The organism is Psychrobacter sp. NPDC078631 (genome assembly GCF_050268165.1).
Taxonomy (GTDB): domain Bacteria; phylum Pseudomonadota; class Gammaproteobacteria; order Pseudomonadales; family Moraxellaceae; genus Psychrobacter.
This window is the reverse complement of record NZ_JBNNGG010000001.1, coordinates 1,065,101-1,089,805: the sequence shown is the minus strand read 5'-3', so window position 1 is coordinate 1,089,805 and position 24,705 is coordinate 1,065,101. Positions and strand designations below refer to the sequence as shown.

Genomic DNA, 24,705 nt, shown 5'->3' with positions numbered 1-24,705 from the left:
AATAGCTAGGAAATAATTTTAGCTGTAGTATTAATTTTAAAATAAAGCCAGCCCCAAATTAGAGTTGGCTTTATTTAATTGAGTGTATAGCATTAATTATCATTAAGAATTAAGCTGCTCAAGAAAGTGTTTTTCTTAAAATTCTCCCAATAGAAAGCCCCTTTCGCATCAGTGCAAAAGGGGCTTTTTATGGCTTGCTCGACGACAAATTATCGCTGATAGCTATTATCGATTTGGTAGTACATCTTTTACCATATCACGTAATTCGCGTAATGCTGTGACGGTGCTATCCCAATCTAGGCAGCCATCGGTGATCGATTTGCCATACTCAAGCTGACTTAAATCAGCAGTCAATTTTTGATTGCCGCCTTTTAAATGGCTCTCGATCATCATACCAATAATTGATTTATTACCATTTTGAATTTGTTCGGCAACGTTTTTGATAACCATCGGTTGTAGGTAAGGGTCTTTACCTGAGTTAGCATGACTTGAGTCAATCATAATCTTGCTATTGGTCTTGCCTTTTGCTAGCTCATTTTCGACTTGAGCAACCGCAGTTTCATCATAGTTAGGCTTGCCATTACCACCGCGAAGTACCACATGCGCGTAAGGGTTACCTTTAGATTTGATGATAGAGACTTTACCATCTGATGATAGACCTAAGAAGCTATGACCTTCTTTAACCGCTTGCATGGCATTTACAGCAACTGTCATGCCGCCATCAGTACCGTTCTTAAAGCCAACTGGGCACGATAAACCAGAGCTCATTTCGCGATGCGTTTGGCTCTCAGTGGTACGTGCACCAATGGCTGACCAGCTGATTAGATCCTGGATGTACTGCGGTGTATTTGGATCAAGTGCTTCAGTTGCACAAGGTAGACCCTTTTCATTCAAATCAAGTAGCAGTTTACGAGCCGTGCGCAAGCCTTTTTCTATATCAAAGCTGTCATTCATGTCAGGGTCGTTGATCATGCCTTTCCAGCCAACCGTCGTACGAGGTTTTTCAAAATAAACACGCATGACCACAAATACACTGTCTTCAATTTCTTTTGCCAATACGGCCAAACGATCGGCATATTCGTGAGCGGCTTTGATATCGTGAATAGAGCAAGGGCCAATGACCACAAACAAACGCTTGTCTTTACCATCCAAGATATCTTGAATGGTATTACGACCTTTTAGTACGGTGTTATACGCGTCGTCTGACAGAGGCAGCTCGGCTTTTAGCTCGGCGGGGGTAATCAAAGGAATAAATTTTTCAATATTCACGTCGTCAATATCTGCATTATGGGTAACTGATGTTGTCATGGTTATATATCGTCTAGCTGATTTATAGGAACATTCATTATGCGGACAAAAGTGTTGGTTGACAAGGGTAGTCGAGCAGTTAATTGACTGATAACTGGAATGAGAAAACTAAAACTTAGTTATACTTATAGAGACTTAGCGTGATATTTGACGTTCTAAATGCACGTTTAGCATTTGGTTTTTCTATCTATTAATAAGAGTTGGTTGAGTTTCTGGGGCATAACGCTCAGATTTTATGCGTGAATTTCGCTATTTGTACCGTCGTCAAGTATGATAGCAACATTAGCATGGGTGGCCCAAACTGTGGCATTAAAACAGTACGGATGAGTGCGCACATTATCCGTGATGCTGTATCGCTGATTTATCACGTTATATTTTATAATAACGGTTTATTTTATTTTGTGTATTTCTAATATCGAGAACTTGTCATGACAGATTCTGCTACGTCTCATCACCATACTGACCTCATTCATCAAGCCGAGACGGATTCTCAAGTAGCAAATATAAATGCTACGCCGCTAGTGATAGGCATCGTCGCAGGTGAGGTATCTGGTGACAGCTTAGGCGCAGATTTTATGCGGCAGATGAATAATCTACGTGATGATATTGTCTGGGTAGGCGTAGGCGGTACAAAGATGCAAGCGCAAGGGCTACAGAGTATTTTTCCGTTGGAGCGCTTGGCAGTGATGGGTCTGGTTGAGGTCATGTCGCAGCTACCCGATTTGCTCAAAGCGCGCCGCGAGCTACTGAGCGCATTTAAGGCTGCTAATATTGATTGGTTCGTCGGTATTGATGCGCCTGATTTTAATTTGCGAGTATCCAAAAAACTAAAGCCCCAAGGCGTGTTCTGTGTGCAGTACGTCAGTCCTTCTATTTGGGCGTGGCGCGAGTCGCGTATCCATAATATTAAAGCGGCGACCAATTTGGTGCTATGCCTATTCCCGTTTGAGTTGCCAGTTTATGAGCGACATAACCATCCGGCGATTTGTGTGGGCCATCCCTTACTACGAACCATTGATCAGAACCTAATCGATACGCCAATCAACCAACGTCGCAGTGAGCTCGTTTGGGACAATGATGGGTTGCAGCAGTTTTTTATTGAACGCTTCGATGATGTGAGTCAGCTTATTTGTGTGATGCCAGGCTCTAGGCGCGGTGAAATTACAGCTATTCTGCCATTGATGCTTGATGGCATCCAAAAGTTAATCCTATTAGATCCTAAGCTGTGCTTTATTATTCCAACGGTCGATCAAAACCATCAATATATTGTGCAAGAGGTAATCGACCAACGCTCAGAACAGCTGCGTGCGGCAATCGTTGTGGTCTATGATGATACCCAGCCGGAATTTAGCCAACATGCCATGGCGGCATCAGATATCGTGATGCTGGCATCTGGGACAGCAACGCTGGAGGCAATGCTGCTTGAACGTCCGATGGTAGTGGTCTATCAATTAAATCAGCTGACTTACCAAATAGCCAAGCGTCTGGTAAAAGTGCCATATGTGGCATTGCCTAATATATTGGCTAACGCGCCAATCGTACCTGAGCTCATTCAAGAGCAAGCGAGCGGTGACAATATTTGCCGCACCGTAATGCGATTGCTGCAACCACGCGCTTATGCCGAGCAATTACATGACTTACTAGTGACAAAGCAGTCATTACAGCAGCAAAGTAATCATGAGCCTGCAAACAGCGTGATTGAACAGTGGTTTATCCAAAATACCGATACTATTAATCCCAATTAAATGAGAAAGACCTACTAACATTATGCATATCAACCAACATACAGAAAACTCAGTTCAAACGATTGACATCAATATTGAGCATATTGATGTGAAAGGACAATATATACAGTTAGCAGCGCCCATACGTTTATATGGGCAAATGAATACCGCTGAGCTGCTTACCCAATATCTCAGTTATGATAACCAAGAGACAGAGCAGTCAATACTGCAAATCGGCGTTGATGAAGCAGGACGTGGGCCATTACTAGGTAGTGTCAATGTGGCGGCGGCAATATTACCTGCGACCTGGTCAGGATTGATTGAGGAACAACCGCTCAAAGACACGCCGTTATCGATACTGACAGATTCCAAACAACTGAGTGAAAAAAAGCGCGATATCCTTTATCCATTGGTTCAGCAGCATGCTATCGGTTATATCATCGCTGATATACCAGCAGCAGTAATCGATCAAGTGAATATCTTGCAGGCAACAATGCTTGGTATGCGCTTATGTACTGAATCATTGCTAGAAGTGATTTTTAAAAGCTTTTCGACCGCGGAAAATGCTAAAAGCACGTCGCTCAATCAATTTAAAGTCGAAGTACTATTTGATGGAAATCGTTGCCCTGAGTTGAATTATGATAGCTTTAAAAAGTTAGAGGTAGCGCCATTTGCAATTGATTGTCAAGCATGGGTAAAAGGCGATGCGCGTCATACTAGTATTGCAGCGGCCAGTATATTGGCAAAAGTAAGTCGTGATGAGTCAATGTATACACTGGATGCTAAATATCCGGAATACGGTATTGCCAAACACAAAGGCTATCCGACGCGCGCGCACATGGCAGCAATCGAAAAACATGGTATCTTGCCAATGCATAGACGTAGTTTTGCACCAGTAAGAAAAGCGCTAGAAATACAGTAGCTATAAAAAAGTGACTATAGAAACGTGTTCATGAAAAAGTGACTGTATAGCGGATACAAAAGAATCGTGCTTTATAGATGATGTCTTTGCCTTAAAAATAGCCTAAGCTTAGTGTTGATTTATATACTTAAAAAGGAACCTGTTACTTGCAATCAGCAAGTAACAGGTTTTTTTACAAAATAACGAGCAAAAGTTCATAACTTGTAATACAATAGATATTATATTGAAATAAAACACTGTTAAATCAATCACTAACCACCCTGTAACTGATTTTTATTCTCATTGCTTTTCACAAGCAAGTTATTATTTTATAGGATGAGCGATGACTTCTTATACTTCTCAGAAAAATCTTGCGGCAGTGCTATTTTTAACCATATTTCTCAGCGCGTGCGGAGGAGGCGGTGATTCTGACAGCAGTTCTACATCTGCTAATACACCAGATAACTCACAAAGTGATGAAACTGCCGAGCCAACAACGTCGGAACCTATTATTTCTGCTCCGATTATAGCGACACCAACTGAACAAAGTGGTGGTGCTCCTAACGCTGGTGGCAATGGGTCAGCTGAGAACAATGTACAAGCAGCATTAAGTGCGAACAATCAGTTCAGTCTAGCAAGAACCAGTTGTGGTCTAAATGGTTTATCTGTTGATACAGAACTAGATGATATTGCTATTCAGCACGCAAATTATATTAAACATGTATTTGCCCATAGCTCGCCAACCAGCTTTAACGCGCATTTTGAAAATGAAATCAGCGATATTGCTAGTGTGACAGGTTCTAATAATCCTTTTTTCAGTGGGTTAGATCTGGCAGATCGATTGATCAATGCAGACTATGGCAACTCGCAATATAGTGTTACTGAAAACATTGCCCAGTCTGTCTATTACAGTTCGGCAGGCAATTTTTTGAGTACAGAAGCTGTGGCAAGTTCTATGGCAAAGTCGTTGTTGTCAGCGCCTTATCATCTACGCTCTTTAATGTTGCCAACCTCAGGCGTAGTAGGAACAGGAATGGTTACCTATACGCCTAGTGGTAAAAATGCTGCTAACAACAAAGGCTATGTTTTGGTAAGCAATGCTGCAGGAACAAAAACCACGACAAATAAAACGCTTGAAGGTGTTTTTACGTACCCATGTCAAGATGTGACGGGGACAGTTACTGCACTTTATAACGAAACCCCAAATCCAGTCAGAGGCTCTGGGCGCAATTTGCGTACTGATCCTATCGGACAGCCGGTTTATATCAACATGCCATCCGCTGATAAAGTTAAAGTGAGTAACGTTAAATTCCGAGATGTGCAGCGTAATATAGATTTGCCGATTCAACTGCTTGATTCTGACAATGATCCGTACAAAGGTACGAATTATGCATTGCCAGCGAATGAAGCATTTATTTTGCCATTAACGGATGCGCTCAAGAGCTGTGAATCAGGTAGTAATAAAGGTGGTAATTGTGGACTTTATGGTAATAGCGAATATAAGGTCAGCTTTGATATTTTGGTTGACGATAAAGTATTAGAGCAGCAGTCATTTACGTTTACTACTGGTAAGGTAAATTACTAATAAGCATTTAATACGCTCTAAATATTTGTCGTAAAAAAGAAGGTCTGAACCAGTGATATGATTCAGACCTTCTTTTTATGTGATGATTTTTTTTGTAATAACTTTAATTATCTTCATACAATACTAGGAGTCTCGCCTAAAACGATGAGTTAGGCTGTTTTAAAAAGTTCTTTTCATCTTCAGTTGAGTCGCGATTTAGTACCTCGTTGCGATGTGGATATCGCCCAAATTGATCAATGATTTGTTTGTGACGATGTTCAAAGTCTAACGTGTTTGCATCATCTAATTGTTCAAATAGTGGTAAATAACGCTTATGAATTATGGCTGACTCAGAGTGCATAAACGGTATGATAATAAATCTACGCCATTGCATTGGTAGAGTATCAAAATAAGGCTGTTGAATGGCTTCTTGGGCGAGTGCTAACGCCATACCATCTTGCGAAAATGCACTTGCTTGTCCGCGACATAAATTGCGTGAAAACTGATCCAGCACAATAATTTCTGCCAAGCGTCCTGCCAATGCCGTTATTGAACTATTACCATCCAATGAAGACTCTGCGATACGCCAAGTGACACATTCGCCTTGTTTCGCTGCTTCCCAAATGCCGCCAAACTTATCTTGTATTTGCTTATCAAAACGATCGTTTTGTTCAAACCAGTAAGCTTCATTGTTTTTATCAAACCAAAAATCCAACACGGCACGCGCATCAGGATCTAGATAAGTCAAATCTATGTTTTTCGGATCCAATTGTGATGAATGGGATCGACTGGCTGAGGTGGAATAATCGGTTGAGAGTGCCATAAGATATTCTAATTATGATGAATTTAGTCTACTATAGCGCAAATATTTATATCTGTCTGTCAAGATACCAACAGCAGAGTGTCTATTAGGTAATCTATTATGAATGCAAAAAATCTAGAGAATTCTATCAACGCGACATTGCCACCAACGCCTTACTACGTGCTTGATGAAGCGGCCATCGTTGCCAATATGAAAATCATCGCAAGACTATGTGAGCTGTCTGGCGCAAAAGCATTATTGGCACTAAAGTGCTTTGCCACATGGGGCGTGTTTGATGTGATGCAGCCTTATCTACATGGCACGACTTCATCTTCACTTAATGAAGTGAGATTGGGCTATGAGACCTTTGGCAATAACGATGATGCCAATAGCCAAGATAGAAAAGAAACACATGCTTATAGCGTCGCTTATAGTGCAGATGAAATCCCTGAAGTACTGAACTATGCAGATAAAATAATCTTTAACTCAATCTCACAGCTCAACGCTTTTAAAGCGCAAGCCGCCGCACAAAATATACCTGTAGGTCTACGACTCAATCCAAAGACCAGCAATTCATCGTTTTTGATTGCTGATCCTGCGCGTCCATTCAGCCGTCTTGGTGAGCATGATAAAGATAAAATTGCAGCAGTACTTGGTGATATCACTGGCGTTATGATTCATAACAATTGTGAAAATGACAGTTTTGAAGCCTTTAGTGAAAGCTTGGCTGATATTGAAGAAAGATTTGGTAATATCTTAGCGCAGCTTGAATGGGTGAGTTTGGGCGGTGGTATCCACTTTATCGCGCCTGACTATCCATTAGAGAAGCTAGCTGCACGTTTGAAAGCGTTTAGCGAAACCTATGGCGTGCAAGTGTATCTTGAGCCAGGTGAAGCCAGTATTCATGGTGCAGGCACGTTAGTAACTACTGTATTAGATACCATGCATAATGAAAAAAATCTAGCAGTCGTCGATGCGTCTATCGAAGCGCATATGCTTGATTTACTGATTTATCGTGAGTCCGCACCGATTGCTGCGATTAACCATACAGCTGCCGATATTGCGCCTATTGGCAATCCTGCAGAAGCTGCACCGTCTGAAGCGAATGCTGAGTCAGCAGACCATACCATTATTTATGGTCGTTCTTGTTTAGCAGGTGATATCTTCGGCGAGTATGCATTACCGAGTAAGCTTCAGATAGGCGATAAGATTGCCTTTGGCAATGCTGCCGGTTATACGATGGTTAAGAAAAACTGGTTCAACGGTGTCAACATGCCAGCGATAGTCATCCGCCGATTGGATGGCAGTATCGATATCCAGCGTGAGTTTGATTATCAAGATTATAAAGCCAGCTTGTCTTAACGCGATACTTTGGCGCCTTTTCTACATTAGAAAACAAAGGCTTAGTCTTAATAATGGGTGATTTTAAGGTATCTGCTATTGATACATTATTTTTTACCGATAAGGGAATAAAAATTGTTATAATCGCGTCGGGCAAATAATGGAGTATTATTTGCCCGACGGGTGCGTGGGTTTTCCTCGGTCTTCCTTTTTAATTCACGCATATCATTCACTCGTTTCTGTTTTGCATAGCCGCTATCAATGGTATCGACAGGGACACAAAGGAGGATTGTTCATTGAACACAAACCAACAAGCTAAGCCTAACAAAAAAGACGTACTGATCATCGGAGCAGGCGGTGTCGCTCAAGTGGTCGCGCATAAATGTGCGATGCACAATGATGTACTTGGTGAGATTCATATCGCCTCACGTACAAAAGACAAATGCGATGCCATCGCCCAAAGTGTAAAAGAAAAAGACAGCTTTAAGCAGGCTGCGGTCTTGCATACGCATCAAGTCGATGCGATGGACAGCCAAGCACTCGTGCAGCTGATACAAGACACAGGAATACAAATAGTCATCAATGTTGGCTCGGCATTTATCAATATGACTGTACTAGAAGCCTGCATTGAGACAGGTACTGCATACATAGATACGGCTATTCATGAAGATCCACGTAAGATTTGTGAGACACCGCCGTGGTACAACAACTATGAATGGCAACGTAAAGAGCGCTGTGCAGACAACAATGTCACTGCCATTTTAGGTGCAGGGTTTGATCCTGGTATGGTCAACGCCTACGCGCGTCTGGGCTATGACATGATGGATGCAGGATCTGTGACGGATATCGATATTATTGATATCAATGCGGGTAGCCATGGCAAATACTTTGCGACCAACTTTGACCCAGAGATCAACTTCCGTGAGTTCACCGGTACGGTTTACTCGTGGCAAGACAGCAAGTGGCAGTCTAACAAAATGTTTGAAGTCAAACGTACTGACGACTTGCCAGTTGTGGGTGTGCAAAACAGCTATCTGAGTGGTCATGATGAAGTACATTCATTGTCAGCCAATCTAAATGTACCAAATATTCGCTTTTGGATGGGTTTTGGTGAGCACTATATCAACGTCTTCACTGTCCTACAGAGCCTAGGGTTGTTGTCTGAGCAGCCAGTAATGACTGCTGAAGGCCAAGAAGTGGTACCACTAAAAGTCGTTAAAGCGGTACTACCAGATCCAAGCTCACTTGCACCGAACTATACAGGCAAGACCTGCATCGGTGACAAAGTCAAAGGCAAGATCAATGGCGTTGAGACTGAAGTGTTTATCTATAACGTTTCAGATCATAAAGATGCTTACAATGAAGTTGGTAGCCAAGGTATTTCGTATACTGCAGGCGTACCACCTGTTGCTGCGGCGATGCTAGTTGCAACTGGTGAGTGGGATGCAGGCACAATGGTCAACGTCGAAGAGCTAGATGCCAAACCATTTATTAATCTGCTCAACAAGATTGGCCTACCAACGCGTATCAAAGATAGCGAAGGCGATAGAGCGCTTGAGTTTGATATTTAAATAGCAAATTGTATTTAGAAAAGCCTGTCTTATATAGATAGGCTTTTTTTATGTCTAGGTAATGAGAGCTAGCGGTGACATTACGTTCTTGCTACTATCGATCGTGTTTGAATGCAGGAGCGGCTTATAGAATGGATATAATTTCCGATTGGATAGAAAATGTTTTATGATTTTACTTCATAAGTCGTGGTTATGAAACGCATGACGATAAGCTCTTCGATGTCCTTTCGCGACAGCATCAGCAACAGTACGTACGTAAAAACGTCTTGAATCTTTATTGATGCCTATATTATCGTATTGTTGGTCAGTAGGGAGGTGATATATCTTTTCACCATTTTTAGTAGTTGTACATTTTATCTTAGGATAGTTTTTATCTAAATTGAAATTTTCCGTAAATTTTACATCTAAAGTTTTAGCGCTGTTTCTTGCAATTGCTCCTAATGTTGTCGAGGTAATTATGTAGGCGTCTATTTTTTTAAAGCCAAATTCATTATTTTTAACTCGTAGCTGCCATGTACCGTATAATTGGAATATACTGTTTTCAAATAAACTTTTGTTCTGTGACCAGTACTTACATTGAACTAAGCGCACTCTATCTTTTTTAATGCAAATTAGATCTATACCTTCATCTTTCTTTCCTTTTTTAGCTCCATAATATATTACGTGCCATCCTTTTGATTCGAAAACATAACCAACATACCTCTCGTAGAATAGACCAATTTCTTCTTTAGAATGATTTTTACTAACGTATTTATCGAGCTCTTTCTGGTTGATTTTGTTTTCATTAAATGTTGTATTCCTATATTTATGATTATTTTCTTCTACGGGTATGTCATGTATTTCTCTGTATGTAAAGCCGCGATGTGACTTCTGCTGCTTATTTTCAGAATTTTTATCAATAGCTTTATCCTTTTTATCAATAATTTCATCTTTTTTATCATATTTGAAATATTTGTAAGCAAGAAAAATGCATATAGCTATTGTTGTAAGTAAAGAATAATCTTCGTTAAACTCAATAATTTTTAGAAATATAAAATAGATTGGAACTCCTAAGTACGCAAATATTATAACTGAAGGTATAATAATAAAAAACTTATCTATATATTGCTCTTCTGTACTATCTTTGTTTTCAGCCATAAATATCTCAATATTGAGCTTTGGATTAATAGAGACGGTATAAATCAGCACTTTTTAAAACTATGTTCATAGTAATTCATAAAAGAGGTAGTTCATCCCTCACTTGGATTATATTTTCTCAACGCTGCAATACGGTCATCAAGCGTGGGGTGTGAGCGGAATAGGTTGGCAATACTAAATCCCTGGGTTTGCCCAGACGAGATTGCAAACGCTTTCATACTCTCAGGCATTTGATCCGGTCGCTGTGCAGAAGGACGCAACGCATCAAGCGCACTGATCATTTTTTCGCGGCTGGCAAGTTTTGCGCCCATTTGATCCGCACGGAATTCACGTAAGCGTGAGAACCACATCACGATGGCAGACGCCAAAAACCCAAGCAGAATATCCATTACGATACTGGTGATAAAGTAACCGATACCTGGGCGATCACTGGTGTTTTTGAACACAGTACGATCAACGAAACTACCGACAATACGTGCAAAGAACATCACAAACGCATTGACTACGCCTTGAATGAGGGCGAGGGTTACCATATCACCGTTCGCCACATGGCCAATCTCATGCGCCAGTACCGCTTCGACTTCATCTTGATTCATATTTTGTAGTAGACCAGACGAAACCGCCACTAGCGCTTTATTTTTATTCCAGCCAGTCGCAAAGGCGTTTGGCTGCGAATTGTTAAAAATACCAACCTCAGGCATACCGATGTTTACCGCTTGCGCTTGTTTTGCCACTGTATCGACCAACCATTGCTCAGTAGCGGTGCGTGGCGATTCTATGACTACCGTACCAGTGGATCTTTTAGCCATCCATTTTGATATAAATAGCGACATCATCGAGCCGACCATACCGTAGATACCACACATAATGGCAAGGCTAATATAATTAAGCCCGCCTGCAGTATGTACACCACCGATTCCAAAAAACCTCGATAAAATACCAAACACAATGCTAAATACCACAATCACTGCTAAGTTGGTTAATAAAAATAATCCAATACGCATCATGATGCTAACTTCCTATTGACAATGTCGGTATGGCCTCGATAGATGGTTATCCAAGAGGTTTGTTTGTTATGATAGATTTTACTGTGATTTTGACTGTCATGTTAGAAAAAATAGCCTTTTATAAGAGGTGACAGAGATAGAGTGATTATTTTGGGGAATGCCGTACAATACCTGACTGGTTTTAGCAGATTAGAAAAGTAGTAGATGAGGAGTGGTAAGTTTTGACAGAATTAAAGACGGTTGGGCTATTTGCGCTTACTGCATTGGCTGAGATTGCAGGATGTTATCTGCCTTATCTTTGGCTGCGAGAAGGCAAGTCAATCTGGCTACTGATACCTGGTGCGCTGAGTTTGGTCGCGTTTGTTTGGCTGCTGTCATTACATCCGACTGCTGCGGGCAGGGTCTATGCTGCATATGGTGGTGTTTATATATGCATGGCGATTTTATGGTTGTGGACGGTCAATGGTATACGACCAACCATGTGGGATATAGTGGGTTCGGTAGTTGCGCTATTAGGAATGGCGATTATTATGTTTGCGCCGCGCGGAGCTTAATCAAAACCTAAGCTTAATTAAAGACAGTGCTTAGCTAGAGGCCAATGACGAAACAAAAAAATACCAATCGAACGGTTAGGTCAGATTGGCATATTGATGTATTGATTATTAATGTTTGCCTAAAATACTACCATTGTCGTCTTTCTTGGCTTGTTTGGCAGCTTTCTTCTCTTTAGCAGTCAAAAGGGGCTTTTTCTTAACGTTCTTCTTACTATCTTGACCTTTGCTCATCATCGTTTCCTTTTTTACAGCACACTACTCTTGACGCCAAGTTAAGCGAATCTAAGACAGTGTGAATACAGCTAACATAGCTGTTTACTGAATAGAGTATAGGCTTAAGCTTTAGTAATAGATAGCGCTCGCACAATTCGTCTACGATTCAAGTATCATTCAAATCCTTTATGTTTACGGTCAGTCCTAGTTTATCAATTGATTCGTTCAATCAATCATTGTATTAATAAGTGCTTACTTACGGATACATGGCGATTTGCTATAATGCGTCATAAACCGATTCATAAACGCGGCAAACTCTTATTTATTAACATTTAGCACCATAGTGCTTACTGTTTTGGTCAAATTATTATGCGTATTCGTAAACTGTTCAAATTTGAAAATGCTCACATCGTTCGTAACTGTAGTTCTGAGCGTTGTAAGCACTCGATTCATGGCCACAGCTATCAGATTGAGCTAATCCTTGAGGCCACTCGTTTAGATCATGGGCAAATGGTTTATGACTTTGGTCTGCTAAAATCCTCGATCAAAGACATTATCGATAGCTTTGATCATGCTATTTGTTTTTGGAACAAAGATGATCCTGAGTATGTCGCAGCGTGTAAGAAATTTAGCGCACGTTGGATCAGCTTACCAGTTTCACCATCGGCAGAGCAGTTTTCACGAGTGATATTCTTTTGGGCGCAAGAAATACTACGTCAGACACAAATGCAAAATGGTGAAGCTGATGTCAGCGTGTACTCAGTGATTGCCCACGAGACGGCGACAGGGTATGCGCAGTGCTTTGCTGATGATGTTGCAAACGATCAAATGGGTAAACTGGTCTTAGAAGATTTTGAATTCAGTGAGCAGGTTCGTGCTGAGTGGACTGACCCTGAGCTGTATGCCAAGCTGATTCGTGGTGAAAGCTTTACCAATCCAACTGTGACCATGCAGGTACAGACAGAGCAAGCACAGGCAGGTTCAGACTGATGCACACTGATGAATCTATAAAAGACGACACATACTCGCAAACATTGATACTGAACTCTGAGCAAGATACTCAATCATTGGCGCAGCAATTAGCTGATCTGCCATTGACAGGCAGTGTGTGGCTGGCAGGTGACTTGGGTGCAGGCAAAACCACGTTGACTCGTTATTGGCTGCAAGCGCTTGGTCATACAGGTGCAGTAAAAAGCCCAACGTATACCTTGGTTGAGCCTTACAGTATTCAGAAAAGTGATGGCTCGATTAAGCCAGTTTATCATGCAGATTTATATCGTTTGCAAGATCCAGAAGAACTGTCTTTCATTGGGTTTGATGAATATCTGGATGAGCCAAATGCTCTGGTCATTATCGAATGGGCTAGCCGCGCTGATAGCTATCTTCCGCCGCCCACGTTATTCATCGATATGACTCAAAGTGTCAGTGATGATAACGACACTGAAACTCGCCAAGTGCAGTTGAGGTTGTCAAAGGCAGGTCAAGCGCAAGGTTTGGATTTATCACAACTTAGCATCTAAATGAATATCTAAATTATACCACTCGCTACTTTCCAAAAATATGACATCTATCAATGCCAGATAATCATCCTAATACCCGCATCAAAAAACTATCGCCGTTGCTGATCAATCAATTAGCAGCAGGTGAAGTGGTGACACGTCCAGCAGCAGTGGTCAAAGAGCTGCTGGAAAATGCCATCGATGCTGGCGCGACCAATATTGAAGTGCGCATCACTCAAGGCGGTATGGGCCTAATTGAGGTAGTAGATAATGGGGTGGGCATTCATCCTGATGATATGGTCATGGCCATCACTCGTCATGCGACCAGTAAGGTTGCTGACGTTGCTAATTTACATGGTATTACGACGTTGGGTTTTCGCGGTGAGGCGTTAGCGGCTATGGCTGCTGTCTCGCGTTTAACCTTAACCAGTAGTCATGATGAGAGCGGTATCGGTCGTCAATTACAGGTCGCTGGCGTATTAGATGATACACCGAAACTGTTACCAGTTGTCCATAACCGGGGTACTACGATTGTCGTAAAAGACTTATATTTCAATGTGCCTGCCCGCCGTGGCAATTTGAAATCTATTGCCACTGAATTTGGTCATATTGAAACGATTGTTCGTGAAGTTGCACTGGCGCGTGCCGATATTGCTTTGACACTTTACCATGACAATAAACAGCGGCTATCATTATCTGCAAGTGCTACGAGTATTAGTGGTAACAATGACGGTCGTTTGCCACTACCGCGGTTGGAACAAGCGACTGGTATGGCATTGACAGATAATGCATTAGCAATATCGATAGATTTGTCGAGTCTGATACAGTCGTCTGTAGAGTATGATAGTAGCAATGCTAATCAAGCAGCGATTAGTGGTTGGTTATGGCCATTGCATTATGAAAAATCTGACTTACCAAAGCTGATTTATGTAAATGGCAGACTGGTAAAAGAAGCGTTGATTAGCAATCAAATACGTCAACTGGCACAAGGTGCGCAGCTAGCAGGTATGGGGTATGCACTGTATTTTGATTTACCAACTCAATGGTTAAATATCAATGTACATCCATCTAAACAACGTATCAAAATCAGTCCATTGAATAATATTATGGCGCACTTAGGTCATACAGTTCGTATGCAGTTGAAAACGATTAATGTAGCTAAGTTTGGGTCTGAGTCTGTATTTAAATCTGTACCGAAGCCAGAAACTGACAGCCAATACATATCTGAAGAATTATCAAACGAAGATGCTTCTGAAAGTCGTTTGTCTGAAATGCCCATCTCAAGTAGTCAGTCTAACAATAACCCAAGGCAGCATAATAAAGTAGAATCTAATAAGCAGTCTTATCAGTCTACTGCAAACCAATCATCTTCAGATAATCCTTCATTGCAAGAGCCAGTACAACCTTATATCAATGAGCAATCAGACCAAAGTAACAACAGTAATAACAGCACTTCATATTATTCTGATGGAGCAGCTATTTCTGCATCTTTACCAATTTGCTTAGATATTATCGATGATGTAGAAGCTGTCGGTATTGACTCAAGCACAGATGATAGAAGTCTACCTTGGCTGTTATTTTATTACCAAGGGCAGTGTGTACTGATAAGTGCTAAAGATTGGCAGTTTAAAGTAAGCCAGTTATTTGAATCACTCACCTCTAGTCAGCAAGTATTCAAAAAAGATAGGTTGCTAAGCAGTGCTACTAAGATTAATCAGCAACTTATGACGGTCAATACTCAAATGTCTGCACAGGATTCAATGGTTTTTTCGAATGATCTTACTGAGATAATCATGAACAATGCTATCAAGACGATAGATAGCTATCGCTTAGTAAATCTAATGCTATCCTGAATATCTGAAAATAATTACAACATCTTAAAGCAATCAAACCAATTGATATCTGAGTTATCCATATATTATGAAAGGCCACTTTATGCAACATTCGTCTGATAGCATCTCTCACAAGCTGGCGGATAATAGCGTAGTTTGTTTTATGGCACCAACTGCTAGCGGCAAGACATCACTGGCATACGAGCTATACGACACAGGTCGTTTTGAATTAATTTCTGTGGACTCAGCGCTGATATATCGTGACATGAACATTGGCACAGCCAAGCCAACAGCGGTTGAGCTGGCGCGTTATCCACATCATTTGGTCGATATCATCGATCCTACGCAAAGCTATAGCGTGGCTGAGTTTGTCAGTGATGTTGCCCGTCTCATTGACGAATGTCATAGAAATGGCAAGATACCATTATTAGTAGGTGGCACCATGATGTATTACATGGCGCTACTCGATGGGTTGTCTCCTGTGCCCGATAGCGATGACAGCGTACGCGCGCGCGTAGAGCAGTGGCGTCAAGAGGAAGGTATTAGTGCTCTATATGATTATTTGGGGAGTATAGATCCTACAAGTCACGAGCGCTTGAATGCTACTGATACTCAGCGTATCACTCGAGCAGTTGAAGTCTATCTACAAACACATATTCCAATAAGTGACTGGCAGCGCAAGCCAAAGCAAGCCTTGGCACATAATCCAGAGCAGCAGTGGCATGTGCTATCGGTAATGCCAGATCGTTCATGGCTACATGATCGTATCGAACAACGCCTAGATATCATGTGGAATGAAGGGCTAGTGGCTGAAGTCATAGACTTACTAAAAAACTATCCGCTCACGCCTAATATGCCTTCGATGCGATGTGTGGGTTACAGGCAAGTACTAGAATACTTGGTGCATATTGATCATCCGATATTTGATGAGACTCATCTGGATAAAATTCAATTTTATGAAGCTTTTGGAAAGCATACAGCTGTCAACGGAAAAAAAGAAATCACAGATAACGTTGCTCAGTTAGTTGCTCAACCAAACATGGCTAGCCAAGAGACCGAGGCGCTTGCTTGTCAGGAAATGCAAAATAAGGCATTATATGCTACAAGACAGCTAGCAAAACGTCAGTACACATGGCTAAGAAAGGTAATGCAGTTGCCCAGTGCGTCATCAAATGGAATAGCAGAATCTGAGAACAAGGCTGATACTAGCAGTCGTATGATATTACAAACGTTTGAAACCATGGTCGAAGCACGAGAGTACTTGTCTTAAAGTGTAATAATAGCTAACACAATTAGTTTCAAAAATTGACATAGATAGCTGTTATAATTTGGCTCAGTGCTTTGAGCATTGTTATGCTGTCTGGTCTATAAACTTTTGTAGACAGAAAGTATTAACGAAACAACTAGTTACTTAATTATTTACAATAATAACGTATTCGCGATAAAGTGGAATCACTTAAGAGCAACGAATATTTATTTAGATACGTTTTATAAAGAAAACACCTTATTGTATCTACCTTTTAGCCATTATAATTAAATTAACACTTAAAATAATTGGCACTCAAAACATAACTATATAATATTTAGGAGAGATTTCATGTCAAAAGGACAAACTTTACAAGATCCGTTCTTGAACTCGCTGCGCAAAGATCGCATTCCTGTCTCTATTTTTTTGGTAAATGGTATTAAATTACAAGGCCAAATTGAATCATTTGATCAATATGTCGTTCTCTTAAAAAACACAGTGAGCCAAATGGTATATAAGCATGCCATTTCAACAGTCGTGCCAGCACGTAACCCACGTAGTAGCACAACGACAGGTACAAGTGCTCAGCCTCAGAGCGCAACACCGACTGGATATCAAGGCGGTGGCTTTGAACGTGGTAGTAACCCTGCTGCTGGCGGCTTTGAAGAGCGCGGATTTGCATCGAGTCGTAGTGGATTTAATCGTGGTGGTTTTAGCCAAGGTCAGGATCGTGGTTTTGAACGCGGTAGTTTCGGTCAAGGTCAAGAGCGCGGGTTTGAGCGTGGTGGCTTCGGCCAAGATCGTGGGTTTGATGCCACGGCAGATAATACAGGCTTCGAAGATAAGCCAAACGATGGTTCTAATGATAGCAACAGCTAACTCATTGCCATAATCGAGCATGTTATCTAAAAAAATATTAAAACATTATTTATTCGTTTAAAACCTGCTGATATAGTGGGTTTTTTTTGTATAGCTAGCAGCAAGCTCTTTATACAGTATAAAGCACTATATTAGTGTAGATTTTGTAGACCATTACTAATATGAAACATAGTGTAGTAAAATAGCGTATTGATTCATTATAAAAATAGAGCGGATTCATGAGTGATACCAAAAACAACTTAACCCATGAGCAATTTATTACCACTGCTATCGAGGCCATTAATACCGAAATATCTGCGTTAGCGTTGCTAACAGAGCAGATTGACGATAGATTCGCACAAGCATGTGACATCATTCTGACTTGCAAGGGTCGAGTGGTAGTCACGGGCATGGGTAAGTCAGGGCTAATTGGACGCAAGATTGCAGCGACCTTTGCCTCAACTGGTACGCCTGCTTTTTTTATGCATCCTGGTGAAGCAGGGCATGGCGACTTGGGAATGCTTGTGAAAGGTGATGTGCTGCTTGCTATTTCAAACTCAGGTGAGTCAGATGAAATCAAGATGCTACTGCCAGTTGTTAAGCATCTAAATATCCCACTCATTAGTATCAGTCGTGATAGGCGCGGTATGTTGCCACGAGCAGCTGACATTGTATTGACGCTTGGTCAGTCGCAGGAGGCTTGTCCACTTAATCTAGCGCCTACCTCCAGTACGACGGCTACTTTAGCGCTCGGAGATGCGTTAGCGGTGGCTTTAGTACATGCCCGTAATTTTACTTCTGAAGATTTTGCACTATCCCATCCTGCTGGTGCCTTGGGTCGTCAGCTATTGACGCGTGTTGAAGATTTGATGCATACCAAGTCAGAAGACTTGCCTTTGATTCATCAGCAAGCCCCATTGCAACAAGCTTTATTTACCATGTCTGCTGGGCGATTGGGCATGACAGTAGTGACTGATGATAACAATAAGGTCGTCGGTGTGTTCACAGATGGTGACTTACGCCGAGGGTTAGAAAAAGGCATCGATCTACAAACGCCAATGCATGAAGTGATGGTTAGCAATCCACGCCATATCAGTAAAACGATGCGTGCGTCAGATGCGCTGAGTATCATGAATGAGAGTGGTATTAGCCAATTATTGATTATTGATGATGAAGATCGTTTAGAAGCTATTATTACCGTGCATGATTTGCTGCAAGCTGGTGTCAAATAAGGTTTGTGAGTTGCCATTGAAATAGTTAAGCTATATAGAATAACGCTTCAAAAATAAATATTAAAAAGAGACAAATAATGCAGGACTTGATACAGAAAGCCGGACAAGTAAAATTATTGGTCATGGATGTCGATGGTATTTTATCCAATGGTCAAATTATCTATGATGCCAATGGTGTTGAGACCAAAGCGTTCTCAGTACAAGATGGTGTGGGCGTTAAGTCGTTAGCGCGCTACGGTATTTTGACAGCCATTATTACCGGCCGTAGTAGTGCAATGGTAAACAAGCGCGCAGCAGAAATGGGCGTTAACCATGTGGTGCAAGGCCGTGATGATAAGCTTGTTGCACTAAACGAGCTGCTGTTTTCTCTAGATCCTGCCCTGCACATCACTGCTGCCGACTGTGCCTATATGGGCGATGATTTACCAGATATTAAAGCGATGCAAACAGTAGGGTTTGCGGCAACCGTACCTAATGCGCATGCTGAAGTTATCAAGCGCAGTGACATGGTAACGACTCGTGCTGGCGGTACTGGTGCAGTGCGCGAGATATGTGATCTTATCTTAAAAGGTCATGGACATTATCAAGACTTTATCGCGCATTACACGCTTGATGAGGCACAAACTCAGGATAACCAGTCGTGAATACACGTGTCTTAATTGTATTAGCCTTGATTATTGCCGGTATCGCGGGTTGGTTTTTTCAGCAGCAAGGCGACGTAACGCCGCCAGTCAATATTGAAACGACAGATGTCGATTATGAAGCTACTGATATTAAAGCCGTACAGACCAATGAACAAGGTGAAACCGAATACGAGCTTACAGCTGAGTCTTTGACGCATAATCCTGAGACTAATCAGGATGAGATGTCAGGCATTACCATGAATTGGGAGCCATCTGCAGAGCAACGCTATCGTATTCAGGCGGGCAGTGCAGCCATCAGTCAACAGACAGGGGAGCTCAGTTTATCAGGTGGATTTACACTGGTGAGCGAAGGCAATAAGAGTACCCCTGATATCGAACCGATAAAAGTGACTGGTAGTACGCTAAAAGGTAATACGAAATCAGGCAAAGTATACAGTGATGCGCCTGTAAAAATCGAACAAGGCATGAATCGATTTGAAGCCTCTAGTATGACTGCCAATCTTGAGACGGGTGAGTATGAATTTGGCCAAGTGGCTGTTGCCTTTTCTCCATCTGAACGCCAAGATAAAGCATTATTTTAATCAAAGTATTTCTTATTTACTGTGTTAAAAAATAGCAGCTAGCATAAAGTTTGCAAATCCTACCACCTATTATGAAATGAGTTATTTATATGAAACTTAAATTTTTGCCTACTTTACGCGCATCATTACTCTGCTTGCACAAATTGCGCGCACTGCCAATGGTGATGTTATTGGCGCTACCGCTATATAGTCACGCATTGCCATCAGATTCTAATCAGCAGATTAAATTGCTAGCGGACAAAGCCACTTATAGTGAGCGTACCGGCGTGACCAGTTATGCAGGTAATGTCATTATTACTCAAGGTACGTTTAAGATGACGGCTGATAACATCACGGTCAATCTTTCTCAGCAGCGTAGCATTAACTCAGCAGTAGCAACTGGCCGTCCAGCGACTATGCAGCAAGTAGTCACGCAAGAAAAAGGCTTGGCAAAAGGGCAGGCTAATAAGATTGACTACAATGCAGTGTCTGGGATTATTACGCTAACTGGCAATGCAAAACTGGTTCAAAATGGTGCAAGCTTCGCTGGTAATGTTATCCGTTATAGCCTAAAAGCAGGTGATGTTGAAGCAACCGCTGGTGGTAATCAGCGCGTTGAACTGGTATTCCCGCCTAATAATGGTACAAACCAAAGTGGCGTACGTTAATCCAAATAAACAGGCTATGAGTAAATAAGTCTGCCTTTAGCAATGCTTAAATTTTGTGAAAGTAAGAGTAAGTTATGAGCGATGATAAAAATCTAGACCTATCGGCATCAAACACCAATACGGCGCCTGTCGCTCGATTGACTATGCAAAATCTAGGCAAGCGCTATGGAAAGCGTTGGGTAGTCAAAGACGTTTCATTTTCTGTCGAACAGGGTCAAGTTGTCGGACTGTTGGGGCCTAACGGTGCTGGTAAAACGACTAGCTTCTATATGGTGGTGGGACTGGTCAATATGGATAAAGGCCGTGTTACGCTAGGTAAAATGGATTTATCTAAATACGCAATGCACGAGCGTGCGCGTGCGGGTATCGGCTATCTACCGCAAGAGGCATCAATCTTTCGTAAATTGTCTATCGAAGATAACATCTTAGCTATCTTACAGACTCGCACAGAATTAAGTAAAGCTGAACAGCAGCAAGAGCTTGAAAAGTTGATTGGCGAGTTCCATTTAGAACATGTGCGCAAGTCTCAGGGTATGAGCGTGTCAGGCGGTGAGCGTCGTCGCTGTGAGATTGCGCGAGCATTGGCTGCTGATCCTAAGTTTATCTTATTGGATGAACCTTTTGCAGGGGTAGATCCTATCTCTGTCGGCGATATCAAAGACGTTATTTTGACGTTAAAAAATCGCGGCATTGGCGTTTTAATCACTGATCACAATGTTCGAGATACATTAGCTATTTGCGAAAAGGCTTATATCGTATCAGAAGGTGCTATCATTGCAGAAGGCACTTCAGCTGAAGTGTTAGAAAATGATTTAGTCAAATCTGTTTATCTAGGTAAAGACTTTCAAGTATAAGTGAGAGCTTTAAATTCCTTATCTCATACTCTATTTTATAAAATCGGTTCAGAGTAAAACAGAGCTATGAAAGTAGAGTTATGCTGGCATAGGTTTTCCTTACTTCCTCTGCATTTTGCCTTCAAAACGCTGCGTAAAATTCATACCAATAATTTTGTAATTTCTAATTAACTAATAAAGCTGGTTAACACTATTCTATATAGAGCTTATAAGCCAGTTACTACTTATATCTACAATTAACATCTCTACAATTAATATCATCCTCTTTCAAGTACAGCTTGCAAAACCAATGGCTGACTTATCATGACAAATATTTTTGAATCAGCGCTTATAAAGCGTGACAATACTTTCTTCATTATTCTCGATTGACCCTCTGAATAAGGCTTATAAGCTATGGCAAAAAATAAAAGCAGCTATGTCTGTCAGCATTGCGGTGCGCATTTTGGTAAATGGGCTGGGCAATGTACGGATTGCGGGGAATGGAACAGTTTAGTCGAAGCCCCAAATGTGAGCATGCCCCATCATAATAAGAGCACCGCGAAGCCTAATAACGCACGAGCTGCTACTCGTGGTAGCAGCGCGCCAGCTGGTAACTACTCCGGTACTCACAGTGCTGTCATGCCGCTTAATGCAGTAAGTGTGACGCTCGACACACGCTTACCAACCGGTATCAGTGAGTTTGATCGCGTACTCGGCGGTGGACTAGTGGCAGGTTCTGTGGTGTTAATCGGTGGTGATCCAGGTATTGGTAAATCAACGATTCTGCTGCAAACGGCGACCAATATGGCACGGGCGGATTCACTGGCAGGTAGTGCATTATACGTGACGGGTGAAGAGTCACTTGCACAGGTGGCCATGCGAGCCAAACGTTTAGACTTGCCTGCTGATAGACTGCGTGTACTGGCCGAAACTAACGTAGAAACTATCTGTGCTGCATTAACGCAAGAGCAGCCAGCCATCGCTATTATTGATTCTATTCAGACTATTTATACGGATGCTATTAACTCTGCACCAGGTGGTGTTAGTCAGATTAGAGAGTCTGCAGCGATTTTGACTCGCTATGCTAAGCAAACAGGGACAGCGCTATTTTTAGTAGGACATGTGACCAAAGAAGGTACGTTAGCAGGTCCGCGAGTATTAGAGCATATGGTTGATACCGTACTTTATTTTGAAGGCCAGTCTGACTCGCGTTTTCGTATGATTCGTGCGGTCAAGAATCGCTTTGGTGCGGTTAATGAACTGGGCATCTTTGGTATGACTGATATGGGACTCAAAGAAGTCGCCAATCCATCAGCGATATTTTTAAGTCGTTATGACAAACCTGTTGCGGGATCTGTAGTAATGGTCAGTCGTGAAGGTACAAGGCCGTTACTAGTAGAAGTGCAGGCCTTGGTAGATGATTCACAAGGTTCGCCTAGAAGGATGGCATTGGGTTTAGACTTTCAGCGTTTATCCATGCTACTAGCAGTGATGCATCGTCACGGCGGAATACATACCAGTGGACAAGATGTCTATGTCAACGTCGTCGGTGGGGTCAAAGTCATAGAAACGGGATCTGATTTGGCCGTACTGTTGGCCTGTGCTTCAAGTATTAAAGAGAAGGCGTTACCATCTTCATTAGCAGTATTCGGCGAAGTTGGTCTATCGGGCGAGATACGCCCAGTACCCAATGGACAAGAGCGCCTGAAGGAAGCGATGAAGCATGGGTTTAAACATGCCATCATTCCAAAGGCCAATGCACCTGCTAAAGATGCGCCTCAGTTTAAAGGTATCAATGTGATTGCTGTTGAACGACTTGATGATGCCATCGAAAGCGCATTTGAGTTATAAGGTATATAGAACTAATAGTACTTCGTTTTGAGTAGCTTAGTCGCTACTATTAGCCTAGAGCGATAAATATAAACCATAAAAAAAGCCTAACTAATGATTAGTTAGGCTTTTTTTATGGTTTATAGGCTAGCAATATTATAGGTCTTTAAAACCGTTACCTAAAATTAAGGTCCTGCAACACGCTCAATAGCAACGTTACCCACGCCTTTACTCGTAATACCGAGTTTTTTGGCCGCACCATAAGACAAATCTAACACACGGTTACCATGGAATGGGCCGCGATCGTTCACTTTTACCACGACACTTTTGCCATTGGTCTTGTTAGTCACTTTGACATAGCAGTTCAATGGTAATGAGCGATGCGCTGCAGTTAAACCGTTCATATCGAAAGTTTCGCCACTGGCAGTCTTGCGACCATGAAACTTACGACCATACCAAGACGCGAGGCCAGTCTGCTTAAATTTGCTGACAGAATTAGAGGCAACAGCTGTTAGGCGCTCTAGTACGTCTTCGTCATTTGTAACTTGTGTCGTATCATTGGCTAACAATGAGCTGCTAAGTGCCAATGAGGTTGGCTGACGGGCTGACTTTACCAAGCTTGATGCACCATCATGCTGACGGCTTAATTCACCAAGTACACGGTCAATGTGGGAGGCGTTATCTTGCGAAATCATAGCAAGTGTGGTCTTTGCTTCTACAGCATTTGCATTGGTAGCGACTGCAGAGCCAGCAAATAGCATTGCTGACATTGTAAGTAAACCAGATAAACGCTTGTTCATAAATACCTCTATAACTTATACATCAAAACCTAACTCTAAATATTTTAGATTGAGCATGGCATTAATCTATTGTTTTCATATTGATTAATACGTGGCTCTTATAGATATTAATATATGGTAATTTTTCATTTCATTATCATCAGTATTCAGCAGAAATAGAGCTAAAGTGACTAACGATACGCTCAAATGATAGTTAGCGATAAGCATTGAATACAAAGTCCAAAATCAGGACTAAGTGACAATGTCACTATATGTCGTATTTACATGATGTGCGATATACAAACTTCTTTAGAATGCTACATTAATAAAAAGTTCAGAGGACATCGCGTATCGCTTTGTTATCAAACCGTTAATTAAGTAGTGTATTTGAAAGTCTGGAATCTACAAGATGCTAACTATACGGCTACGCTACAACCTAAATATATTTAAATGCAAAGTTTATTAGTAGCTATGTACGGGTTATGTATCAGAGTACAGTAAAACGAGGTTAACGCAATTTTTTGTAAAAAACAAGGAATAAAATCTTTCTGAACTTATAGGTGATTAAGTAATATCGGAAATCGTGTCTATTTACTATTAAA

Annotated in this window: 22 protein-coding genes and 1 pseudogene; 17 read left to right on the top strand and 6 right to left on the bottom strand. The window is 41.6% G+C overall.

Annotated features, from left to right (window positions below):
• Positions 1–225 precede the first annotated feature (225 nt).
• On the bottom strand, positions 226–1,308 hold the full coding sequence (locus ACQKCP_RS04330; protein WP_057760477.1) for a 3-deoxy-7-phosphoheptulonate synthase: 1,083 nt from the start codon (positions 1,306–1,308) through the stop codon (positions 226–228).
• A gap of 428 nt (positions 1,309–1,736) precedes the next feature.
• Between ACQKCP_RS04330 and lpxB the strand changes: the two genes are divergently transcribed.
• The 3 genes from lpxB to ACQKCP_RS04315 all read left to right on the top strand — a co-directional run bounded on the left by lpxB (position 1,737) and on the right by ACQKCP_RS04315 (position 5,518).
• Positions 1,737–3,053, top strand: a complete 1,317-nt coding sequence (gene lpxB / locus ACQKCP_RS04325) for a lipid-A-disaccharide synthase (RefSeq protein WP_427611416.1) — start codon at positions 1,737–1,739, stop codon at positions 3,051–3,053.
• Between the two features lie 22 nt (positions 3,054–3,075).
• On the top strand, positions 3,076–3,954 hold the full coding sequence (locus ACQKCP_RS04320; protein WP_427611415.1) for a ribonuclease HII: 879 nt from the start codon (positions 3,076–3,078) through the stop codon (positions 3,952–3,954).
• A 322-nt stretch (positions 3,955–4,276) separates the two neighbouring features.
• Positions 4,277–5,518 carry a CAP domain-containing protein gene (locus ACQKCP_RS04315; RefSeq protein WP_427611414.1) on the top strand — a complete coding sequence of 414 codons (1,242 nt, stop codon included), beginning with the start codon at positions 4,277–4,279 and terminating at the stop codon, positions 5,516–5,518.
• Positions 5,519–5,654: 136 nt separating this feature from the next.
• On the opposite strand, the gene ACQKCP_RS04310 is transcribed toward ACQKCP_RS04315, so the two are convergent.
• A complete protein-coding gene (locus ACQKCP_RS04310) occupies positions 5,655–6,320 on the bottom strand; it encodes a DUF924 family protein (protein WP_427611413.1) in 666 nt (221 codons plus the stop codon).
• Positions 6,321–6,419: 99 nt separating this feature from the next.
• On the opposite strand from ACQKCP_RS04310, the gene nspC reads away from it, so the two are divergent.
• Together nspC and ACQKCP_RS04300 are read left to right on the top strand one after the other, a co-directional pair.
• Positions 6,420–7,661 carry a carboxynorspermidine decarboxylase gene (gene nspC, locus ACQKCP_RS04305; protein ID WP_427611412.1) on the top strand — a complete coding sequence of 414 codons (1,242 nt, stop codon included), beginning with the start codon at positions 6,420–6,422 and terminating at the stop codon, positions 7,659–7,661.
• 275 nt (positions 7,662–7,936) lie between these two features.
• Positions 7,937–9,211 (top strand): saccharopine dehydrogenase NADP-binding domain-containing protein, encoded by a 1,275-nt coding sequence (locus ACQKCP_RS04300; RefSeq protein ID WP_427611411.1) that lies wholly within the window; start codon positions 7,937–7,939, stop codon positions 9,209–9,211.
• 177 nt (positions 9,212–9,388) lie between these two features.
• Here ACQKCP_RS04300 and ACQKCP_RS04295 read toward each other — a convergent pair whose 3' ends face one another.
• Both ACQKCP_RS04295 and htpX read right to left on the bottom strand, forming a co-directional pair.
• Complete coding sequence (locus ACQKCP_RS04295; RefSeq protein ID WP_427611410.1) at positions 9,389–10,348, bottom strand: hypothetical protein; 960 nt, start codon at positions 10,346–10,348, stop codon at positions 9,389–9,391.
• 92 nt (positions 10,349–10,440) lie between these two features.
• Positions 10,441–11,355, bottom strand: coding sequence for a protease HtpX (htpX, locus tag ACQKCP_RS04290; RefSeq protein ID WP_427611409.1), 915 nt, complete (start codon positions 11,353–11,355; stop codon positions 10,441–10,443).
• A gap of 221 nt (positions 11,356–11,576) precedes the next feature.
• Between htpX and ACQKCP_RS04285 the strand changes: the two genes are divergently transcribed.
• Entirely contained in the window at positions 11,577–11,909 is a 333-nt protein-coding gene (locus ACQKCP_RS04285) for a YnfA family protein (protein ID WP_057760460.1), read from the top strand.
• Positions 11,910–12,017: 108 nt separating this feature from the next.
• On the opposite strand, the gene ACQKCP_RS04280 is transcribed toward ACQKCP_RS04285, so the two are convergent.
• Complete coding sequence (locus tag ACQKCP_RS04280) at positions 12,018–12,140, bottom strand: hypothetical protein (RefSeq protein WP_021815223.1); 123 nt, start codon at positions 12,138–12,140, stop codon at positions 12,018–12,020.
• A 351-nt stretch (positions 12,141–12,491) separates the two neighbouring features.
• Here ACQKCP_RS04280 and ACQKCP_RS04275 point away from each other — a divergent pair, with 351 nt between their 5' ends.
• The 11 genes from ACQKCP_RS04275 to radA all read left to right on the top strand — a co-directional run bounded on the left by ACQKCP_RS04275 (position 12,492) and on the right by radA (position 23,345).
• Positions 12,492–13,112 (top strand): 6-pyruvoyl trahydropterin synthase family protein, encoded by a 621-nt coding sequence (locus tag ACQKCP_RS04275; RefSeq protein WP_427611408.1) that lies wholly within the window; start codon positions 12,492–12,494, stop codon positions 13,110–13,112.
• Positions 13,112–13,642, top strand: coding sequence for a tRNA (adenosine(37)-N6)-threonylcarbamoyltransferase complex ATPase subunit type 1 TsaE (gene tsaE, locus ACQKCP_RS04270; protein ID WP_427611407.1), 531 nt, complete (start codon positions 13,112–13,114; stop codon positions 13,640–13,642). The genes ACQKCP_RS04275 and tsaE overlap by 1 nt, the downstream gene beginning before the upstream one ends.
• A 53-nt stretch (positions 13,643–13,695) precedes the next feature.
• A complete protein-coding gene (gene mutL, locus ACQKCP_RS04265) occupies positions 13,696–15,474 on the top strand; it encodes a DNA mismatch repair endonuclease MutL (RefSeq protein WP_427611406.1) in 1,779 nt (592 codons plus the stop codon).
• An 82-nt stretch (positions 15,475–15,556) separates the two neighbouring features.
• The gene (gene miaA / locus ACQKCP_RS04260) at positions 15,557–16,723 is read left to right on the top strand and encodes a tRNA (adenosine(37)-N6)-dimethylallyltransferase MiaA (RefSeq protein WP_427611405.1); all 1,167 of its coding nucleotides are present in this window, start codon (positions 15,557–15,559) and stop codon (positions 16,721–16,723) included.
• A 327-nt stretch (positions 16,724–17,050) separates the two neighbouring features.
• The gene (hfq, locus tag ACQKCP_RS04255) at positions 17,051–17,578 is read left to right on the top strand and encodes an RNA chaperone Hfq (RefSeq protein WP_427611404.1); all 528 of its coding nucleotides are present in this window, start codon (positions 17,051–17,053) and stop codon (positions 17,576–17,578) included.
• Positions 17,579–17,796: 218 nt separating this feature from the next.
• Positions 17,797–18,789 (top strand): KpsF/GutQ family sugar-phosphate isomerase, encoded by a 993-nt coding sequence (locus ACQKCP_RS04250; protein ID WP_427611403.1) that lies wholly within the window; start codon positions 17,797–17,799, stop codon positions 18,787–18,789.
• A gap of 77 nt (positions 18,790–18,866) precedes the next feature.
• Positions 18,867–19,433, top strand: coding sequence for a KdsC family phosphatase (locus ACQKCP_RS04245; protein WP_427611402.1), 567 nt, complete (start codon positions 18,867–18,869; stop codon positions 19,431–19,433).
• Positions 19,430–20,014: an LPS export ABC transporter periplasmic protein LptC gene (lptC, locus tag ACQKCP_RS04240; RefSeq protein WP_057760443.1), complete on the top strand. Its 585-nt coding sequence runs from the start codon at positions 19,430–19,432 to the stop codon at positions 20,012–20,014. The genes ACQKCP_RS04245 and lptC overlap by 4 nt, the downstream gene beginning before the upstream one ends.
• A gap of 158 nt (positions 20,015–20,172) precedes the next feature.
• Positions 20,173–20,661 (top strand): lipopolysaccharide transport periplasmic protein LptA, encoded by a 489-nt coding sequence (lptA, locus tag ACQKCP_RS04235; RefSeq protein WP_179799007.1) that lies wholly within the window; start codon positions 20,173–20,175, stop codon positions 20,659–20,661.
• A 143-nt stretch (positions 20,662–20,804) separates the two neighbouring features.
• Positions 20,805–21,515, top strand: a complete 711-nt coding sequence (lptB, locus tag ACQKCP_RS04230) for an LPS export ABC transporter ATP-binding protein (protein ID WP_379544987.1) — start codon at positions 20,805–20,807, stop codon at positions 21,513–21,515.
• A 393-nt stretch (positions 21,516–21,908) separates the two neighbouring features.
• Positions 21,909–23,345: a DNA repair protein RadA gene (gene radA, locus ACQKCP_RS04225; RefSeq protein WP_427611401.1), complete on the top strand. Its 1,437-nt coding sequence runs from the start codon at positions 21,909–21,911 to the stop codon at positions 23,343–23,345.
• A 164-nt stretch (positions 23,346–23,509) separates the two neighbouring features.
• Here the strand turns inward: radA and ACQKCP_RS04220 are convergent.
• A pseudogene (locus tag ACQKCP_RS04220) lies at positions 23,510–23,851 on the bottom strand (septal ring lytic transglycosylase RlpA family protein); the annotation flags it as partial.
• Positions 23,852–24,705: the final 854 nt, after the last annotated feature.

What these genes read in the sequence shown, in the direction of transcription:
- ACQKCP_RS04310 (WP_427611413.1), bottom strand. Translation starts at nt 6,320, where the DNA reads ATGGCACTCTCAACCGATTATTCCACCTCAGCCAGTCGATCCCATTCA.
- ACQKCP_RS04315 (WP_427611414.1), top strand. Translation starts at nt 4,277, where the DNA reads ATGACTTCTTATACTTCTCAGAAAAATCTTGCGGCAGTGCTATTTTTA.
- lptA (WP_179799007.1), top strand. Translation starts at nt 20,173, where the DNA reads ATGGTGATGTTATTGGCGCTACCGCTATATAGTCACGCATTGCCATCA.
- mutL (WP_427611406.1), top strand. Translation starts at nt 13,696, where the DNA reads ATGCCAGATAATCATCCTAATACCCGCATCAAAAAACTATCGCCGTTG.
- ACQKCP_RS04250 (WP_427611403.1), top strand. Translation starts at nt 17,797, where the DNA reads ATGAGTGATACCAAAAACAACTTAACCCATGAGCAATTTATTACCACT.
- hfq (WP_427611404.1), top strand. Translation starts at nt 17,051, where the DNA reads ATGTCAAAAGGACAAACTTTACAAGATCCGTTCTTGAACTCGCTGCGC.
- htpX (WP_427611409.1), bottom strand. Translation starts at nt 11,355, where the DNA reads ATGATGCGTATTGGATTATTTTTATTAACCAACTTAGCAGTGATTGTG.
- lpxB (WP_427611416.1), top strand. Translation starts at nt 1,737, where the DNA reads ATGACAGATTCTGCTACGTCTCATCACCATACTGACCTCATTCATCAA.
- ACQKCP_RS04245 (WP_427611402.1), top strand. Translation starts at nt 18,867, where the DNA reads ATGCAGGACTTGATACAGAAAGCCGGACAAGTAAAATTATTGGTCATG.
- radA (WP_427611401.1), top strand. Translation starts at nt 21,909, where the DNA reads ATGGCAAAAAATAAAAGCAGCTATGTCTGTCAGCATTGCGGTGCGCAT.
- ACQKCP_RS04320 (WP_427611415.1), top strand. Translation starts at nt 3,076, where the DNA reads ATGCATATCAACCAACATACAGAAAACTCAGTTCAAACGATTGACATC.
- ACQKCP_RS04295 (WP_427611410.1), bottom strand. Translation starts at nt 10,348, where the DNA reads ATGGCTGAAAACAAAGATAGTACAGAAGAGCAATATATAGATAAGTTT.
- ACQKCP_RS04330 (WP_057760477.1), bottom strand. Translation starts at nt 1,308, where the DNA reads ATGACAACATCAGTTACCCATAATGCAGATATTGACGACGTGAATATT.
- tsaE (WP_427611407.1), top strand. Translation starts at nt 13,112, where the DNA reads ATGCACACTGATGAATCTATAAAAGACGACACATACTCGCAAACATTG.
- ACQKCP_RS04280 (WP_021815223.1), bottom strand. Translation starts at nt 12,140, where the DNA reads ATGAGCAAAGGTCAAGATAGTAAGAAGAACGTTAAGAAAAAGCCCCTT.
- ACQKCP_RS04275 (WP_427611408.1), top strand. Translation starts at nt 12,492, where the DNA reads ATGCGTATTCGTAAACTGTTCAAATTTGAAAATGCTCACATCGTTCGT.
- miaA (WP_427611405.1), top strand. Translation starts at nt 15,557, where the DNA reads ATGCAACATTCGTCTGATAGCATCTCTCACAAGCTGGCGGATAATAGC.
- nspC (WP_427611412.1), top strand. Translation starts at nt 6,420, where the DNA reads ATGAATGCAAAAAATCTAGAGAATTCTATCAACGCGACATTGCCACCA.
- lptB (WP_379544987.1), top strand. Translation starts at nt 20,805, where the DNA reads ATGCAAAATCTAGGCAAGCGCTATGGAAAGCGTTGGGTAGTCAAAGAC.